Here is a 17,693-nt window from a genome sequence, read left to right as displayed (position 1 = left end):
GCGGGAAAAATCGATTCGGGCCGCCGTTTAACGTCGCTGGGGTGATTCGTGCCACCTCGTTCGCCCGCAATCCCAATGGACCTCTGCGCACTTTTTAAAAATCCGGAAATTTGGGGCAGGCTCTAGCATATACTAGACTCATGGATTACGTAATTCAATTACTTGCCGTCATTTCGATGTTCGGTTTGATCGTTTATTTAATGATTCTCGGCGATTGGAGAATTACTACGCCTTTTGGCATTGTTGGATTTGTTGTTTTTATTAACTACGCATACAAGTATGCATGGAATTGGTTTTTCAGTGTCGATCCGTTGTTTGGTCTAAATTGGGGAGATTTATCTATTCCGATAATTGTTTTGGTTTTTTCAATTGGGTTTGCTGCATTTTTTGCCTCATGTACTTATGGTCGTTCAGTGATGAGGCCTTATTGTGTTAAATTGAATTCAGTTCCACGTGAAGTTTACGCGCCAGTGAGTGTTGCTTTGGCACTTGTTTATCTTTATTTGGTGGCCCCTCCTGCATTAATTTTAATTTGTAGGTGGGTGTTGGGGATTTGGCCTTGGGAGGGCCCGGCTCAATTTCGAGGTTTTATTCAGTCGGGTGGTAATATGTATTTGTATATTATTGCTATTTTTTCAATTCAGGCTGGGTTTTTAATTGGTGGGCAATATGTGTTTATCTTAAAGAGGTTTCCGCCATTGTGGGTGTTGTTGGGTTTTCCGTGTGCGATAATATATGCGTTGAATACTGGGTTTAGCTCCACTATAATAACCGCGTGGATGCCACTTGGCTATTTTTTGATGATGAAGAAAAGATGGCGCTTAGAGGTTTTAATACCGATTCTAGTGCCACTGGCCTCCTACTACGCGATGGTGCACTTGATTTACAAGCGCTCTAATGCTGATGGGGCAACATTGAGCATGGTGGATTCAGCTCGCCAGTTGAGTGATATTGGTTTTGGTGACTATGATTTCCTTAATAGGTTAGACTATTTAGAGCAGTATGTCCGTGGTTTTGACCTCGCCACTTCTCTGCCGAGTTGGGATTATGGGTTGAATATGTTGTCAGTTTTTATTCAGTGGATTCCGCGTTATTTTTGGCCTGATAAAATGCTGAATTTTTCCAGTTTAATGACGCGTGAAATTGAGCCTGTGAATTTCTATCAAGGGATTACTGCTAATTTCGGCGGTCTGAATGAGTTCATCATGGCATTTGGTTTATTTGGTGTTGCGTTATTTATTTTTCTCCTGTATGGGGTTTTTTGTTTTGGATTAAAGTATGTGGCGAAGGCTGGTTTCAGTGATCGGTCTCTGATCTTTTATATTTTTTGCTATATACCATACTTAAGTTCGGGCCTAGTTGCTGGTTTCATAAATGACCTAAGTCTTCCTAGTCTAATTATTAGTCTTATTTTGGTTCGGTTTTGTTTTCCGTGTACTGAAGCGAAGCGTTGACTTCATTAAGCAATGTTACTAATTGTTATCCCAACATTGGGTAGGTCAAATTTTTTGGCTGATACATTGAGGTCCATATCGGTCAATTTGGATTCTTGCTATATCGCTATTGTTGGACCTGAATCAGCAAGGTTGCCGGTTTTGGCGACTATTAATCATTGCTCTGATTTGAACCGTTTGGGTTTTTGCATCGAGTTTATTTTAGAACGCGAGTGTGGGAAGGGACTCTATTCTGCTATTAATTTTGCGATCTCATCTGTTTCGGTGAATTGGGTTAATTTAACTTATATCAATGATGATGACTTGCTTGGATACTATTTCAAAACAGTATCCGTTTTGCGGAGGAAATGTAGTAGTGATTCATTTGCCTATGGTAAAGTTAGGATGATTAATGAGGTAGGTGCCAGTTTAGGGTATATTCCAACGATTTCTTCGGCCGTTACGTTCGAAGCTTTGTTGGCTCAAGGCATCAGCCCACTAAATCAACAAGGAATGATTATTCCCCGGGCTTTATGGGAGAAATTGGGCGGGTTTCGCACCGAGTATATGTTGTGTGCCGATTTGGACTTTTGGCTCCGTGCTCATCGACTGGGTTGGCCGTTTAAGTATTATCCGTTGGAGGTGGGCCAGTTTCGCATCCGCGAGGGCCAACTTTCCGGTGACACTCATAAACTGGAGGCCGAGATCGCCGCTGTGTTCGCGCGTGACGCTCCTCGTAAAATCGGTCGGCTGGAGAAGTTTTATGCCCGTTGGCAATTTCGGATCAAAAACCTCCCGATCTACATCAACCGCTTTATCTCGGGCCGGCGTTTACGGGGGATGAAGCTGCTCGCTGGTAAATGACGCTTCCCTACACAACCTTCGTCATCGTCAACGATCAGGCGCACATCTCGGGCGGGGCGCCATTAGTTGCGATCAGCGCCGCACGCGAATTGGCCGAACGCGGTTATCGGGTTGTTTTTTTTGCCGGGGTGGCCCCGATCGCGGAGGAGTTACATCATCCGCAGATCGAGGTTGTTTGCTTGAATCAGCATGAAATACTCTCCGATCCTAGCCGGATACGCGCCGCGGTAACCGGCATCTGGAATCAAGCGGCGCGCAACGCCTTGACTGCCGTGTTGAGGCGTGAGAATCCACAAACCACACTGGTGCATTTCCATGTATGGATGAAATGCCTTTCACCCTCCGTTCTGAGTGTACCGCAGGCAGAGGGTTTGCGTTCGGTGCTCACCCAGCACGATTTTTTTGCGCTTTGTCCGACCGGTGGTTTTTATGATTTCGGTTCCCAGCAAGTGTGTGAACGAAAGCCGCTGTCTCTGGGCTGCGTGTGCGCAAATTGCGATAGCCGCAGCTACCCGCAAAAACTCTGGCGGGTGGCCCGCACGGCGGTGCAAGCATACGGAGCTCAAATTAACCGAGCAATTGACGTTTTTATTAGCGTGTCGACCTTTGCCGACAAAATATTGGCGCGGCATCAGCCGCAACTAAAGCGTAGAGTGGTCGATAACCCCGCTCCGATGGTTCGGTACCCGCGCACCCCTCGCACCACGCCGCGCCCCTTTCTCTTCGTCGGCCGTTTAAGCGAAGAAAAAGGAATATGGCTGATGAAAAAAGCGGCCCAAAAAGCCGGTATACAAGTCCGGTTGGTGGGTGACGGTCCACTGCGCAAACAACTGGAAGCTGATTGGCCCGAGGCCGTGTTTCTCGGTTGGCAGCCCCGCGATGTGGTCCAGGCGGAAATGCGCGAAGCTCAAGCCCTCATTTTCCCCTCACTCTGGTATGAAACTGCGGGGTTAGTTGCTATCGAAGCCGCCGCCAACGGCCTTCCGGTCATCGTCGCCGACACGTGCGCTGCGACCAGCTATGTGCAGCCTGAAAAAACCGGACTTTGGTTCAAAGGTGGCTCGCAGGTGGAGTTGGTTGCCGCATTACTCCGGCTAAAGGACCCCACGTTGGCGGATTCCCTCAGTGCGCAAGGCTATGACTGGTATTGGTCGCAACCGTGGACCATCGCCCGCCATGTTGATGATTTAATCTCCGTATATGCTGACATCCCGCTCCCTACGAATTCTTGAGGTTTCCGAGCCGAATAAGAACGGCGTATTTATTCATGTTCGCGGGTTGCTGAATCACCTCCTTCGTTCCGGGCACTGCTTGACGTATGCGTATTCAAGCACCCGTTCCTCATCACAACTCGACGCCCTCCTGGTTGATTTGCATACAGCCCGGGGGGCGTCGGTTGATTTTGAAATAAGCAATGGACCCTCGCTGCGTGACAGCTTCGCTTGGGTTTGGATATTGTGGCATATTTATGCGGAGCGGCCCGATATCGTGCATGGGCATAGCTCAAAAGCGGGTGCCCTAGTGCGCTTCGCGGCGATGGTCATGCCCACCACGGCGTATATATACACCCCGCACGCTTATTATTCGATGTCGGCGCGACCGGATGGGTGGAGGATGGGTTACTGGTTGATCGAACGGGTGCTGGCCCCTTGGGCGACCACAATTAACATAAGCCGGGATGAACGCCGATTTGCGGTAAACGCGTTGAAGTTAGGGCGGGCCAAGGCGGTAATTGCCCCGAATCCAGTTGAGTTGAATCGGTTTCGACCGGTGAATGCCGAACGCAAGTGGCAGGTAAGGGCGCAATGGAGTATTCCAGCCTCGGCTAATGTTTTCGGGACACTGGCTCGTTTCGGAGAGCAAAAAGACTTGGGCACGTTTTATCGAGCTGCTATTCATTGTGCCAAAAGTGATCCACTTTGTCATTTTATTCATTTAGGTACCGGCAAGGACGCGGATTTTTATCAACAAGAAGTGTGTAAATTCGGAGTAGCAACTCAGTTTACTTTTATTGACTACCTCGCCGATCCGGAGCCGTTTTATGCCTGTTTGGATGCGTTTGTAATCACATCAAAATTTGAGGCCGGGTGGCCGATTGTAATGTTAGAGGCGTTGGCGTTGGGGTTGCCTTTGATTACGACGGATTTTGTTGGATTGGGGGCCAATGATCCACGCGAACTCAGTCATATTACTATCGTGCCGGTGGGTGACGACCATTCCTTAGCTAAAAGTATTTCAGCCGTTGCAGCGGATTTAAGATTGGCGCCTCCGCGAATCAACCACCGAGAGTATGTTGAAAGTCATTTCGCTCCAAACGTGTGTTATGGTCAGGTTGAGCAGTTGTACGATAACATGACGAAGCCAAGTGTCATCGTTTGAAAAACTGCCGTGGAGGCCCAGGCATCCGGCAAGCCGGTGATTGCATTCCGGGCGGGTGGGGCGCTGGAAACGGTGATCGAGGGGCAAACCGGTTTGTTTTTCGATGAGCAGACCCCGGAATCATTGGCTGAGGCGGTGCAACGTTTTGAACGGGAAGCTATGAGCTATGAGCTGGGAGCTGGGAGCTCGGAGCTTAAACCCTTTTCGGCGGCGAGGTGTCGGGCCAATGCGGAAAAGTACCGTCCGGAGCGGTTCCGGGCGGAGATCAAAGCCTTTTTGGAACTTCATTATCCGGATTTATTTTCCGGTTATGACTGGCCTGTTTAAATTATAGTTTAATAAAACCACTGCATTGTTAACCACGAAACACACGAACTACACGAAAATCAGGACGATCCTGTTTAACCACTGATGGACACTGATTATCACTCATACGGATCGATCCCCATTAACCGCGAAGGAGCGAGGTGCTACGCGCCCGTTTAAGAAGGAAAGTTTAAGCACGGAGGAGAGATCGAGTGGTTGCGGTTTATACTTCGTGAGTATTCGTGTACTTCGTGGTTGAAAATGGCTTGGTTTTGATTATGCGACTTATGCGTTTTTTTGCGGCTAAATAGGTTTACGGTATTTGCCCGAAGATGAATTTATTTTTGTGTCCTCTTGTGCTTTTTGTGGCCAAATCTGCCGAGGGGAAGTAAGAAGGGGTCATGTTTTACCCGGCGAAATGGTATAGGAGCTTAAAGCTGATAGCTCCCAGCTCATAATTGCCCACGAAAAGCACGAAATGACACGAAAACCACCTGCTGCAGGTGGCGTTGAAGTAGCAAGTTGAAGTTGAAGCCGACTACTCGCCTCTGATTGTATATTTTGTGACTTCTGCGCTTTTTTGCGGCTAAATCGTTTGACGGTATTTGCCCGCGGCTGATTTTTTCGTGTCCTCTTGTGCTTTTTGTGGCCAAATCTGCCGAGGGGAAGTAAGAAGGGGTCATGTTTTACCCGGCGAAATGGTATAGGAGCTTAAAGCTGATAGCTCCCAGCTCATAATTGCCCACGAAAAGAACGAAAGGACACGAAAACCACCTGCTGCAGGTGTCGTTGAAGTAGCAAGTTGAAGTGTAAGCCGACTACTCGCCTCTGATTGTATATTTTGTGACTTTTGCGCTTTTTTGCGGCTAAATGGTATCCGGTTCTGAATGTATTTTTTGTGTCCTCTTGTGTTTTTTGTGGCCAAAGATTGCTAGTTTTTGCCCACGAAAAGCACGAAATGACACGAACGGCTGATCGATCCGGGTTAACCACTTATGGGCACTGATCATCACTCATTACGGAACAACATTCAACATCCAACATTGAACATTCAACGCTCACGTATGAGCTTTTAGCTGTTAGCTCCTAGCTGATTATTGCCCACGGAACACACGGAATACACAGAAGAATTAGAGGATATGACCGATTGATTCAACCTGCGCTCCTTTGATTGTAAACTTTGCGACTTCTGCGCCTTTTTGCGGCTAAATGGGCTTACGGTTCTGAATGTATTTTTTGTGTCCTCTTGTGTTTTTTGTGGCCAAAGATTGCTAGTTTTTGCCCACGAAAAGCACGAAATGACACGAACGGCTGATCGATCCGGGTTAACCACTTATGGGCACTGATTCACTCTGATGGCGGAAGCAACGTTCACCATCCAACATTGAACACTCAACGCTCACGTATGAGCTTTTAGCTGTTAGCTCCTAGCTGATTATTGCCCACGGAACACACGGAATACACAGAAGAATTAGAGGATATGACCGATTGATTCAACCTGCGCTCCTTTGATTGTAAACTTTGCGACTTCTGCGCCTTTTTGCGGCTAAATGGGCTTACGGTATTTGCCCGGTGCGAATTTGTTTTTGTGTCGACTGGCGCTTTTGTGGGCGACACACAATTTTACCTTAAATCGTGCTGCTAGCGCTTGACCAGTGTGCGTCCACCGTTTCACTCGCCTCATGGCCACTGTCACCCTCCCGCTTAGCCGTATGTCTGTTGCGCAGAAACTGGGCACGATGGAACGTATCTGGGACAGTTTAGCAAAGGACGAGGAACAATTACCGGTACCGGCATGGCACCTTGAATTGTTGGAGGCTCGTCAACAGGCTGTGGCCCAAGGCAAAGCTCAATTTACCGATTGGGCTGAGGCGAAGGAATGCATTCGCCGCCGCGTGCGGTCATGAAGCTGACCATTTTAGGCCAGGCCAAACAAGACTTGGTTGACGGATTCCGTTTTTACGAAATCCAAGGTGTCGGGTTGGGTGATTATTTTTTGGATTCGGCTTACGCGGAAATTGACTCGCTGGTCATCCATGCAGGCATCCACCGCGTGGTGGCTGGATTTCATAGGCTTTTGGTGCGTCGATTTCCGTTTGCCATTTATTACTGCGTTGAGACCGATACCGTGTGGGTCTGGGGCGGTGGTCGATTGCCGACGCTAGCCCCGTTTTATTCAATCTAAGCTAACTCCTAAACATCCGCTTGGCACACAATTTATCTCGTAAACCGTATTGGATCTTCGGCGGCTTGCTCAGCCTGCTTGTGATCGGCATGGCCTCGCAGTTTTTATTTAGCCTAGGCCGCGCGCCCAGTGCCGATAAACTCGCCCCGGAGGTGATCCCTGCGTCGCTTGTCGGCGTCGCGATTAAAGACCTGGAAATCGCCGGCACCGAGTCGGTGAGTAAGGCAATTGCCGAGGGGTTGGGTTTTAGTGATTATCGCTACCGTGAATACCGGCGGGGTGCGGTGCAGTTCACGGTCTATCTGGCCTACTGGCAGGATCGTCAGCGCCATTTTATGGATCTTGGCACCCATGCCCCCGACAACTGTTGGGTCAGCAGCGGTTGGAAGATGGAGCCGAAGCTCCCCAAGCGAGCTTTTGAGCTGGGAGCAGGGAGCGATGAGCTAGGAGCTGGGAGCTTGGAGCTTGGAGCTGGGAGCTTGGAGCTTGGAGCTGGGAGCTTGGAGCTTGGAGCTGGGAGCTTGGAGCTTGGAGCTAAGAGCTTGGAGCTAGAAGCTAAGAGCTTGGAGCTAGAAGCTAAGAGCTCACAGCTAGTAGCTCACAGCTCAAAGCTCAAAGCTAGTAGCTCACAGCTCAAAGCTCATAGCTCGATCACCTGGCTGGGGGAATCGCGTGTGTTTCATGCGAATGGGGAGACGATTCATGTAGTCTATTGGCACTTGTTGAATGGTGAGCCGTTGGATTATTCCCGGTATGGTACCGGCAAGACGACGGGGTATTTGTTGGATAACATCCACCATTATTGGCGAGGGACAGGGGAGCAGTATTTTCTGCGTATTTCGTCCAATCGTCCGGTGGGGGAGTGGGAGGCTGATCAGACGTTTCAAGCTATATTAACCGCTTTAGTCGCGCATATGCCGCTGGGGGCCAGTCTAAGTCGATAGTTTAAGTTGGAGCCGAAACGATCTTTTTTTCCCACGAAAAACACGAAATGACACGGAAGAGTAAATCAGTAGCGAGTAGCGGGTAGTGAGTAGCGATTAGTCGAACATAATCAGCCAACCCGTTCTAACCACGATAAGCACGAACGACACGAAAGAATCAGCAGATGGGAAAGTTTGGATCGGCCTACTCGCTACCCGCTACTCATTACTCGCTACTGTTATCATTTCGTGTAATTCGTGTGTTTCGTGGTTAAACCGGATTGGGTTTAATTATGCGACTTATGCGCTTTTTTGCGGCTATATAGAGCCTGTCCCAAATTTCCGGATTTTTAAAAAGTGCGCAGAGGTCCATTGGGATTGCGGGCGAACGAGGTGGCACGAATCACCCCAGCGACGTTAAACGGCGGCCCGAATCGATTTTTCCCGCCCCCAAGCGCGGTAGTAAGGTACGGCAAAGCCGGGGCGAGCCCCAGGGTTATTCACATTTTTGCCGGAAAATTGAATTAAGCGGCCAGCGGAAGTGTTATTTCCTCGGCAAGGATTCGTGACACCAGCCAGAGGTTGTGACCGAGTACACTCCAACCCACCGAACGGTAGCGGTTGGCAAACCCTTTACAGCGCAAGCGTCCGCCGAGGCGTTGTTTGAGGATCGCAATGCGCGCTTCGGTCGCCGAACGGCGCCGCTGCAATTGGGCGAAGCGTTTTTCGCTCAAACGCTCCTTGAGCGCGTGCGGATCACGCGGGCATACCGCATCGTAAACGTCTTGTTGCTTGAGCATTGCGGAAGTTTTTTTGGTGGCGAAGCCGCGGTCGGTGCCGACCGCGCTAATCGGCGCACTCAGGTCAAAGCGGTTCTGCCGCGCCAGGCTTTCCTCGAGTTGGCACCATTCTGCCGGAGCCGCGCCCTGGTAGAGTTGCCAGTCGGTGATTAAACCGGAGAGCGCCTCGCTCAACAGCAACGAGTTGCCAAACTCGACTTGGCTCCCTGCTTTGCCGCGAACCAGTACGTTCACATCAAGTTCATGCACGCTGAGGATCTTTTGGTCGTTGGGCACCGGGCGTCCGCCGATGATGCGCTCGTGGGCCTGCTTGATGACGGCGGGCAGTTGGCCGAGCATAGCGTCGATGCGGGTGGTTATCCGCTTGGTTTGGCGTTGGCTGTAATGGGTTTGGCTATACTTCTGCGCCAACAGGTCGCGGTGGCGGCGGGCATGTTCTCCGATCGTGCGTAACAGCGTCTTCATCTTGCGCAGGATCTGTTTACGCGCGCGCTTGGCGTCGTTGCGGCGGCCTGCGTGGGTCATTGACATGCACAACTTGTTCATCTGCTTGGCAAAGCACTCCGGCTCTTCAGGCATACGGTGGAGCAGTCCAGCGCGGCGGATTAAAATCATGGCCTTGAGCAAAGTCTTGGACACATCACGCAACAGCACCCAGTCCACCGGGAAGTGGATGTTGGTCTCCAAGCACGTGCCGTCGATGAGGCAAACATCCATGTCCAGCGGCGCGCTCAACCCGAGTTCAGTGGCGCGATCCTTCTCGCCGCACATCTCCACCAACACTTGCCCCATCCAGCGCACCTGTTCGGCGGTGAAAAACTTCGAGGCCCGCTCCAGCACACTTTTGGACGCCCCCTTGATTCCCTCAAGCGTGCGAACACCGCAAAAATCCGCCAGTAAATCACTTGAGGCAATGCTACGGGAAAGCTCGCGAAAGGATATGTTGCCCAAATGCACCCGCAACACTTCAAAGCGTAACGCTTTGAGCGCAAACTCCATACGCTGGCGTAGTTGTGCGACACTGGCTTGGCCTGCCCCCGCCTTGGCAAAGTCCATCGCCATCGTCTCCAAGTGGCTGCCACGCAACAACGCGTCGAGTCCTTCCAATTGCTGGCGAAACTCGGCGTAATCTTTATTGGCACCGACTGGCGTTAGCGCCGGACGCAACCAGCGTTGCAGGGCAATGGCCGAGGTGGCGGATACGGGTTTTGACTTCATGGCCGATTATAGCGGCTTTTTTTTGACCAAAACCAGGGAATTACCCCTCTTTAGGCATCATTAAACTTATGCTAATAGTTCACTGCTAGGTTTTTATGCTTTCGGGACAGGCTCTATATAGTTAGGGTATTAGCCAGCCGGGCGCTACAATGGTCAAATAGGGGGCATGATGCAGGGCACGGCTGTGCCATCCTTGCGGCGATAAACTGTGAAATCCCTGCGATCAATAGTCAGTAATCGAGCGCGGGGGTAGTGCTCCGATAATACAACCAGGGTGGCGTCACCCATATCCATGTGTGGGTATTTTTTTAGCAGTTGCCCCACCCGTTGACTCTCTTGGGCGAGGGTTGGAATAGGAATCATCACCCCGGCACTCACCATTTCGATGATCGCCTGGACGGCAGATCGCCTGAAGCTCAGCAGGTGACAGGCTTCCGCCAGTGCGGTTTCGGTTGTGGCTAACCGGGGTTCATCCAGCGCAGTGAGGGTTGAGGAACTCCAGCGGTGCCAGTGATCAGAGCCGTCGAGCAAGGCCACCAAGGGGCCCGCGTCTATCAAGTAATTAAAGGCTAAAGCCTTCACGGGAAGAAAGATCGCCTTTGCCACTGCGAACCATCCCAGAAACGGTTTTAGCCAAAGCCCCAAAGTTCAATTTGGGGTTCTTCTTTATTGCGCGGGGGGCCCGTTTACTTGATTTTTTGGTCAATTTGGTGGTGGGTCGCATAGAACTTAAATTGAGCAGTTGACAAACAGAGTCAATCCGCGGCTAAGAAAAGCACGAAATTTTTGACCACGAAGCATACGAGATAACTCGGAAAAATGGATCGATCCGGTTTAACCACGAAGTGGTTCGAAGACAGATTTACGGCAGCGTTGCCCACGAAACACACGAAATGACTCGAAAAGTCGGATCGATCCGTTTTTAACCACTAATGGGCACTGATTGACACTGATAACGGAGACAACATTCAACATCCAATATGAGCTGATAGCTGAAAGCTCCCAGCTCATAATTGCCCACAGAACACACGGAAGAATCGGGTAACTGAAAAGATCCAAGCCGGCTACTCTTTATTGATGGTTTGTTTTGCGACTTCTGCGCTTTTTTGCGGCTAAATCGTTTGACGGTATTTGCCTGCGGCTGATTTTTTCGTGTCCTATTGTGCTTTTTGTGGCCAAATCTGCCGAGGACGGACAACGCTACTGGGTGTAAGGTTGGCCGTCCCTGGCCAATTCGGTTGAGCTTAAAAACGGTTTAATAAAGTTTTTTCTTCCGTGTATTCCGTGTGTTCCGTGGGCCAATATGCCGCGGATTGATGGTTTTTTTTCGTGCCATTTCGTGTGTTTCGTGGGCAATTTAAAAACACTTGCAGACGCATTTTTTGTACTTAGTCGTTCTAATCTGAGTTATGCCCACGGTATTGAGAATCGGAGCCTATCGTTTTCACTTTTACTCTGCCGAGGGCGTAGCCGCCGCACATTCACGTGGAGCGGGACGATTTAGAGGCTAAGTTCTGGCTAGATCCACTTCAACTTGCTCGGAATTATGGGTTCGCTCCACACGAAATTAATCAGATCACCCTTTTGGTTTTTGAGAACCAGGCATTATTGCTAAATAAATACAATGAATACCACCGCTTCAAATAAATCGGAGTTGATTGCCACCGAGGTTACGGTTCGTGATGGGCATGTCTTTCTGCGTTTGCTAGATGGCTCAACGCACAGTTTTCCGATTCATTATTACCCTCGTTTAGTCAATGCCGCAGCGGAAGATTTAGTTCAAGTGCGTTTACGTGTGGGGGGGCGTGCGTTACGTTGGGACGCATTGGACGAAGATATTTGGATCTATGATGCAGTGGTGGGGCGTTATCCGGTTGCGTGTGCGTCGTAGCCAATGATTTTTTGCCCACGGAACACACGGAATACACGGAAGAATGGGATTGATCCGGGTTAACCGCGAAGAGCCCGAAGCTGGGAGCTAATAGCTTATAGCTCATGATTTACTTCGTGTAGCTTCGCGTACTTCGTGGTTAAATCGGTTTTTTATTATTTCGTGTAATTCGTGTGTTTCGTGGATTGACTTCAAGGTATTAGAAACTTAACCGTTACTTATGGTTGCCTATCCATCCATTACCCAGGTCGAGCTGGTGAAAGTGGCCCAACTCATCGCGGAGGCCACTCCCGTGGATCGGATCATTTTGTTTGGTTCGCGTGCCAAGGGGGCATCGCAAGTCGATAGTGATGTGGACTTGGCGGTGGTATTGCCGGAGGGGGCAGACCTGCGCGCCGGAGTAAAAACGATCCACCGGGCGTTATGGCCACGGCCTTTTCCGGTCGATGTCGTCCCCATCAGCGCGAGTGATTGGAGGACTCGCCAGAGTCAGTTAATCCGGGAGATAGCCGATACAGGGATTACGCTTTATCCCCATGCCGGATAATACAAGGGAGCCTACGCTTTGGTTGGCGTATGCCATTGAGGATTTGGAGTATGGCCGCTTAGGTGTTGAGCGTTTCCCTCGGTCGGCAGCTTGGAATTTTCAACAAGCGGCTGAAAAAGCGCTTAAGGCAATGCTCTTTGCCCAGAACGGATCAGCGCCTCGAACTCACGATTTAGCCTATTTATTACAACTGGTGATTGGCGGCCAACCGGGTGCCGTTTTTTTGGTAAATGAGGTGATGGAGCTTGCAGAATTATCAACCGGGTCGCGTTACCCGGCGGATTTGCCCGAGATTACTCTGGCGGATTGTCGGCGCTATGAGAGTGCCGCAGCTGTGATTGTGTCGTGGGCGGTAAGTCAAATCGGTAGCTAATAGCTTTCGGCTCATGGCTCTCGCTTCTGATTTTTTAACCGCGAAGTGCGCGAAGGGGCACGAAGTCGGCAGGCGGAATACGGATTGATATCAATTATGAGCTAAGAGCTTTTAACTGATAGCTCACACCTCATTGTTTACCCACTAAAAACACAAAATAACACGAAAAGCGGAGGGGGATTTTATCGGCCAATGCAGGTTACTATCAGGGTATTGATTCGTAGGTTTGTATTATTAGTGTCTGTTAGTGTTAATTAGTGGTGAAAAATGCGGGTTGGGTTCTTCCGTGTGTTCCGTGTGCAATAAATTCGCCTGCCGTTGTTAACTTCGTGGGCCTTCGCGTACTTCGCGGTTAAAAATTTTTACGGCGATGCCACGTCGTTCAAACAATGCCGTTAATAGGCGTTTTTGTTACGGATGAAGGTGCGGGCCATAATCAGGAAATCGAACGAGACCGTCCAGTTTTCGATATAATAAAGGTCGTAGTTGATCCGGTCCACTAGGCTGGTGTTGCCCCGTAGGCCGTTGACTTGTGCCCAACCGGTCACCCCGGGGCGCACCATGTGGCGGGGGTTGTAGTGGGGAATTTCGTGTTCGAATTTCTCGATCAGCTCCGGGCGCTCGGGGCGGGGCCCTACCAGGCTCATGTCGCCGATCAGGACATTCCAAAACTGGGGCAGCTCGTCGAGATTCCATGCGCGCATGAATTCGCCGATCTTGAGTCGGCGATCATCGTTGGCCACCGCCCACTGGGCACCGTTTTTCTCCGCATCAAGCCGCATCGAACGGAGTTTATAAATGGTGAATGGCTTGCCGTTGCGGCCGGTGCGCACTTGCCGGTAGATGACCGATCCAGGACTCTCGCGCACAATGAGCATGCTCAAAATGAACATGATGGGCAGTCCACCAATGAGCCCCACCACCGCCCCGACGAGGTCCACGCTGCGTTTAACCATCGAGTTGCCCCACCGCGCCAGACGGAGTTGATCGAGGCCAAGGACGGGGACGCCTGAAATGGTTTGCAGGTGGAGGTTGGAGAGGAAGATGCGGAAAAAAGAGGGGACTATTTTGAATTGCACGTAAAGCCGTTCAGTGAGGGTGACGGTGGCGGCGAGTTGTTCGGGGGTGAGTTTGAGGTCCGCCACGATGACGATGTCGATAAGCTCGGTGGTGAGGATTTTTTCCATGTCCTCGAAATTTCCCAGAACGGGGCAGGGGTGGCGGATAAACTCCGGTTCATGGTGGGTGTTGATAATGCCGCAAACGTTATAGGGGTGACGAGGGTCGCCATTGATGGAGTTAACCAAGCGGTCGGCATCGTGGCTCCAGCCGAGGATAACCACTTGCTGGATCAGGCGATCACGGTAATCGCTGCGGTTGAGCATGGTGCTAAAAATTAAGCGCCAAAGGGTTATAAGGCCAAAGGTGGTCAGGCAGGCAGCCGCGACAAAAATGCGTGAAATGGCGGGCTCAAATTTAAGGGCAAGGGAGGTGCCGAGGAAGAGGGCAAACCAGAACGCCATAGCCTTGGCGAAGAGGATGTAGGCGCGGTAGGGGCGCAGCAGCAGGCGTCCGTCGTAGATTTTCAGGTAGGCGAAGCTGGCAAGGAAGAAAATCGTGCCGATGGTAATGAGCGGCAGATAGGAGTAAAGCGAGGCGGGCGGACTGACGTTGCCGAAGCTTGCGAGTGGACCGTGGAAGCGCAGCCAGTAGGCGCTGAGCAGGCCTCCGAGTGCCATGGCCGCGTCACCCGTAAACTGAATTAACAGCAGGGCGTTTTGGGTTCGCGGATACGTGCGCTTGATGGGCATAAAATCGTGAAACTAGGCGTGGTTTGCAGAAAAACCAGCGGAATCGGTTTAATTGGTTCTAAGTGGTGGAGCGTGAACGTGTTTTGAGTAAGGGCCGGACTCGGCCCGTTTTTAACGGAGCGCTGAGCTCCAGCTCGGCTCGGTGCAGTGAGCGAGACCCTGCAAAGGCCGAGCTGGAGCTCAGCGCTCCCTGAGAGCCAATCCGGCACTTTGAAGGTTAAGCTCAAGTTTTTTGTGTTATTGGTGATGTTTTTTTGTGGCTAATGGGTTAGGGGTTAGCAGATCCACTACGGCGGGAATTTTTTTAACTTAATCATGTATATATTGATCCTGATTTTGGCCTTGGGTTGGTGCGCAAGGGCTTCGGCGGCGGGGTATGGGTTTGACGTGGGCACGCCGCCGGCGGTTTATGCGAAGGACCTGGCGCAGGCGGGGGTAACGGGGCGGGCGGGGACGTGGATGCGGGTGCGTGGGTTGGTGGAGGAGAAAGCGGTGAAAGCAGACGCTGACCGCACGGTCGAGGGGGAGCGGGCGGGGCTGCGGTCTTTGCGCGCGCGCGGTGTAAAAACCATGGTGATCTTGCGCTGGGATCGGTCGTCGTGGGCGGGCGGCGTGCGGGCGGGCTGGGGGCACCGGTTGCCCCTGGATTTGCGCGAGGCCTTTGAGCGCGGCCGTTGGCTGGGCGCTACTTACGGCGATCTCGTCGATGGCTGGGAAATTGATAACGAGCCGGATATCGATTTCTGCCCGGATAACCCCGAAACCTACGCCGCGTTTCTGAAGGCGGTTTATCTCGGGCTGAAGGCGGGAGCTAAGAGCTTGGAGCTGGGAGCTAAGAGCTCGGAGCTAGGAGCTAGCAGCTCAAACTGGCTGGCTCGTAAACGGGGGCTCGGTACGGCCGAGGTTCGTAGCTCGCAGCTCCAAGCTCATAGCTCTCAGCTCGTGGAACCTCTCGTGATCCTGGCACCGATGGCTTTGCCGCCGGGGCCTTATTTTGAGCGGTTTTGCGCCAATGGCGTGTTGAATTATTCCGATGGTTTTAATTTTCATTATTACGGTTATGCCGAGGATTTCACCGGAGTTTATCGGCAGTTCGAAGCGGCGGTGCCTGAGCTTGGAGCTAAGAGCTGTGAGCTGGGAGTTAGGAGCTGTGAGCTAGCAGCTAAGAGCTCAAAGCTACGGGCGATGCCCGTATTTATCACTGAATATGGTTATGGGTTAATGGGGGCCGATGCGCGTAATACAGTCGAGGGTCGGGTGCGGCAATGGCAGTGGTTTCGTAATGTTATTCAGCAGTTACATAACTTGAGGCCCGAGGGACCAATGGCGTTTTTGGTCAACCCTTACTATGAGGCCGGGATTAATGAGTTCGGGCTTACGATGGTCGAAAAACCGAAGTTTGTGGCGGTGGAGGATCGGGGAACGAAGAATACCATGGGCGGGACGCCCATGCCACTTAAAGGGAAACAACTTAGTTTTAAGCCGACTGACTTTGGCTCTCAGGGTGCAGAGCCGTGGATGAAGCGGATCGGGCATCGTTTGGGCGATCACTTTGCATCTCCGGCGTTGGCTTATATGTGGGATTTTGCGGAGCGGAATCCGTATCGTCCGCGGTCTTGGCAGGTTCGCTCGGCTGCTCCTTCTCCCGTGGTGGTGGATTTTATCGCCGATACCGATATGTCCCAGTGGAAGAGCGGCGGGGGTTATCTCCTGGGCGGTGCAGAGCGGTTAACGGGTGCAGGAAAACAACTCGGTGGTGGTGGGCGTGTGGTTTTATATAATTTTTCAAAAGAAGCCATCGCTGGTCGCTTGATAATCACGGGCGTCAACACAGGGCAGGCAGTGGTGCTGGCGGCGGGGGAGCGGCGGGAAATCCCCGTGGAGTTTAAGGTCCAGGCGCAGCAGTTTGTGGGTGAGGAGCGTCGGGTGTCTTTTATCCCGGATAATACGCGCTGGACTCGCGCGGAGTGGGTAACGCGGTTGTTTCCCGATACCGCGGGAATGGTGACGACCCCGGTGCGGGGCTTTGACTTTAGCGAGGCGAGCAATCGGTCTCGGGCTGCGGCGCTGGTAAAGCGGCCGTTGGCGGTGGGTGAGCCGGCATTGCAGGCGCATGGGCGCTGGTTGGTGACGGATGGGGTGCGGGTGGTGGAATCGGCTGGGCAGTGGAGTTTTCATATCGATCACTTGCCGGCCGAGGCGTTGCGTCCGGCCATGGTGGAGTTGCCCTTGCCGGTGGATTTCAAAATTGAACCTGAGACGATGCTTTTATTGGATCGGCGTACGGTTGCAGCAAGCGCTCAGAAGGGTGGGGCGCGAACTTTGGTGGAGGCGGCACGGTTAAATCCGGCTGCTGGTATCACGGGTATAATGATGGATGTGTATTTCCGCATGGAAAACGGCAATTTGTATCAAACTTGGCCGCGATTGAAGGTGACTGGGGAATGGACGAGTTATGCGGAAAATATGGAGAATTTCACGATGGGGTTTTTCGGACGGGCGGCGTTGCCGTGGCGGTTTTCGGAAAACCGGCCGGTCTCGTTGGTGTTTTTCTTGCGTGCGGGGGAAGTGCCTTCGGTGTTTGAGGTAAAGGGGGCGAAGATAGTGCGGTTGGGTCGCCAGGATAAGGGGCCGTGATTAGCTGCCGCTGAGGGGCAGTCGGGTTGCACATGAACTAAACGATATGAAATAAATGGGGGTGGTTGCCCACGAAACACACGAAATGACACGAAAAACAGAGGTCGATCAGTTTTAACCACTAATGGGCACTGATTGACACTGATAACGGAGACAACATTCAGCATCCAACATTGAACATCCAACGTTCACTTATGAGCTTTTAGAGAGAGCGCGTAAGGGGCCTGGCCGGAATGGCACTTAGTTAAGGGGGGTTATCGTCAGTCTTGGTTAGATCGCCTCTTCAGGGCTTGTGCACTTTACCTCATGATTCCTAGGGCGTTGCC

Annotated in this window: 14 protein-coding genes and 2 pseudogenes; 13 read left to right on the top strand and 3 right to left on the bottom strand. The window is 51.6% G+C overall.

All coding sequences use genetic code 11. The features are described from left to right. Positions 1-140 precede the first annotated feature (140 nt). From H2170_11935 to H2170_11900, 8 genes and pseudogenes are all read left to right on the top strand, one after another. A complete protein-coding gene (locus tag H2170_11935; protein ID MCS6300786.1) occupies positions 141-1,454 on the top strand; it encodes a hypothetical protein in 1,314 nt (437 codons plus the stop codon). A 54-nt stretch (positions 1,455-1,508) separates the two neighbouring features. Then, positions 1,509-2,297: a hypothetical protein gene (locus tag H2170_11930; protein MCS6300785.1), complete on the top strand. Its 789-nt coding sequence runs from the start codon at positions 1,509-1,511 to the stop codon at positions 2,295-2,297. After that, the gene (locus H2170_11925; GenBank protein ID MCS6300784.1) at positions 2,294-3,529 is read left to right on the top strand and encodes a glycosyltransferase family 4 protein; all 1,236 of its coding nucleotides are present in this window, start codon (positions 2,294-2,296) and stop codon (positions 3,527-3,529) included. Before H2170_11930 ends, H2170_11925 begins: the two co-directional genes overlap by 4 nt. Then, on the top strand, positions 3,498-4,676 hold the full coding sequence (locus tag H2170_11920; protein MCS6300783.1) for a glycosyltransferase: 1,179 nt from the start codon (positions 3,498-3,500) through the stop codon (positions 4,674-4,676). Before H2170_11925 ends, H2170_11920 begins: the two co-directional genes overlap by 32 nt. A gap of 9 nt (positions 4,677-4,685) precedes the next feature. Then, positions 4,686-5,003, top strand: a complete 318-nt coding sequence (locus tag H2170_11915) for a glycosyltransferase (protein MCS6300782.1) — start codon at positions 4,686-4,688, stop codon at positions 5,001-5,003. Between the two features lie 1,661 nt (positions 5,004-6,664). Then, positions 6,665-6,889, top strand: coding sequence for an addiction module protein (locus H2170_11910; GenBank protein MCS6300781.1), 225 nt, complete (start codon positions 6,665-6,667; stop codon positions 6,887-6,889). Next, a pseudogene (locus H2170_11905) lies at positions 6,886-7,147 on the top strand (type II toxin-antitoxin system RelE/ParE family toxin). Before H2170_11910 ends, H2170_11905 begins: the two are co-directional and overlap by 4 nt. A gap of 40 nt (positions 7,148-7,187) precedes the next feature. Beyond that, a complete protein-coding gene (locus H2170_11900) occupies positions 7,188-8,111 on the top strand; it encodes a hypothetical protein (protein MCS6300780.1) in 924 nt (307 codons plus the stop codon). A 503-nt stretch (positions 8,112-8,614) separates the two neighbouring features. Here the strand turns inward: H2170_11900 and H2170_11895 are convergent. Continuing rightward, positions 8,615-10,108, bottom strand: coding sequence for a hypothetical protein (locus tag H2170_11895; protein ID MCS6300779.1), 1,494 nt, complete (start codon positions 10,106-10,108; stop codon positions 8,615-8,617). Positions 10,109-10,261: 153 nt separating this feature from the next. Next, positions 10,262-10,690, bottom strand: a complete 429-nt coding sequence (locus H2170_11890) for a DNA-binding protein (protein ID MCS6300778.1) — start codon at positions 10,688-10,690, stop codon at positions 10,262-10,264. 827 nt (positions 10,691-11,517) lie between these two features. On the opposite strand from H2170_11890, the pseudogene H2170_11885 reads away from it, so the two are divergent. The 4 genes and pseudogenes from H2170_11885 (at position 11,518) to H2170_11870 (ending at position 12,919) form a co-directional block, all read left to right on the top strand. Continuing rightward, positions 11,518-11,755: pseudogene (locus tag H2170_11885) on the top strand (DUF4160 domain-containing protein). Continuing rightward, entirely contained in the window at positions 11,733-11,999 is a 267-nt protein-coding gene (locus H2170_11880; GenBank protein MCS6300777.1) for a DUF2442 domain-containing protein, read from the top strand. Before H2170_11885 ends, H2170_11880 begins: the two are co-directional and overlap by 23 nt. 220 nt (positions 12,000-12,219) lie before the next feature. Further along, positions 12,220-12,546, top strand: coding sequence for a nucleotidyltransferase domain-containing protein (locus H2170_11875; GenBank protein ID MCS6300776.1), 327 nt, complete (start codon positions 12,220-12,222; stop codon positions 12,544-12,546). After that, positions 12,536-12,919 carry a HEPN domain-containing protein gene (locus H2170_11870; GenBank protein MCS6300775.1) on the top strand — a complete coding sequence of 128 codons (384 nt, stop codon included), beginning with the start codon at positions 12,536-12,538 and terminating at the stop codon, positions 12,917-12,919. The genes H2170_11875 and H2170_11870 overlap by 11 nt, the downstream gene beginning before the upstream one ends. A gap of 395 nt (positions 12,920-13,314) precedes the next feature. Here the strand turns inward: H2170_11870 and H2170_11865 are convergent, their stop codons facing one another. Next, positions 13,315-14,730 (bottom strand): sugar transferase, encoded by a 1,416-nt coding sequence (locus tag H2170_11865; GenBank protein ID MCS6300774.1) that lies wholly within the window; start codon positions 14,728-14,730, stop codon positions 13,315-13,317. A 315-nt stretch (positions 14,731-15,045) separates the two neighbouring features. On the opposite strand from H2170_11865, the gene H2170_11860 reads away from it, so the two are divergent. After that, positions 15,046-17,367, top strand: coding sequence for a hypothetical protein (locus tag H2170_11860; protein MCS6300773.1), 2,322 nt, complete (start codon positions 15,046-15,048; stop codon positions 17,365-17,367). Positions 17,368-17,693 lie beyond the last annotated feature (326 nt).

The organism is Opitutus sp. (genome assembly GCA_024998815.1).
Classification (GTDB): domain Bacteria; phylum Verrucomicrobiota; class Verrucomicrobiia; order Opitutales; family Opitutaceae; genus Rariglobus.
The sequence above is the reverse complement of the archived record's forward strand: the minus strand, read 5'-3'. Positions and strand labels throughout refer to the sequence as shown.

Coding starts and splice junctions, on each gene's coding strand:
- H2170_11910 (MCS6300781.1), top strand. CDS start 6,665: ATGGCCACTGTCACCCTCCCGCTTAGCCGTATGTCTGTTGCGCAGAAA.
- H2170_11925 (MCS6300784.1), top strand. CDS start 2,294: ATGACGCTTCCCTACACAACCTTCGTCATCGTCAACGATCAGGCGCAC.
- H2170_11935 (MCS6300786.1), top strand. CDS start 141: ATGGATTACGTAATTCAATTACTTGCCGTCATTTCGATGTTCGGTTTG.
- H2170_11920 (MCS6300783.1), top strand. CDS start 3,498: ATGCTGACATCCCGCTCCCTACGAATTCTTGAGGTTTCCGAGCCGAAT.
- H2170_11860 (MCS6300773.1), top strand. CDS start 15,046: ATGTATATATTGATCCTGATTTTGGCCTTGGGTTGGTGCGCAAGGGCT.
- H2170_11880 (MCS6300777.1), top strand. CDS start 11,733: ATGAATACCACCGCTTCAAATAAATCGGAGTTGATTGCCACCGAGGTT.
- H2170_11875 (MCS6300776.1), top strand. CDS start 12,220: ATGGTTGCCTATCCATCCATTACCCAGGTCGAGCTGGTGAAAGTGGCC.
- H2170_11865 (MCS6300774.1), bottom strand. CDS start 14,730: ATGCCCATCAAGCGCACGTATCCGCGAACCCAAAACGCCCTGCTGTTA.
- H2170_11895 (MCS6300779.1), bottom strand. CDS start 10,108: ATGAAGTCAAAACCCGTATCCGCCACCTCGGCCATTGCCCTGCAACGC.
- H2170_11870 (MCS6300775.1), top strand. CDS start 12,536: ATGCCGGATAATACAAGGGAGCCTACGCTTTGGTTGGCGTATGCCATT.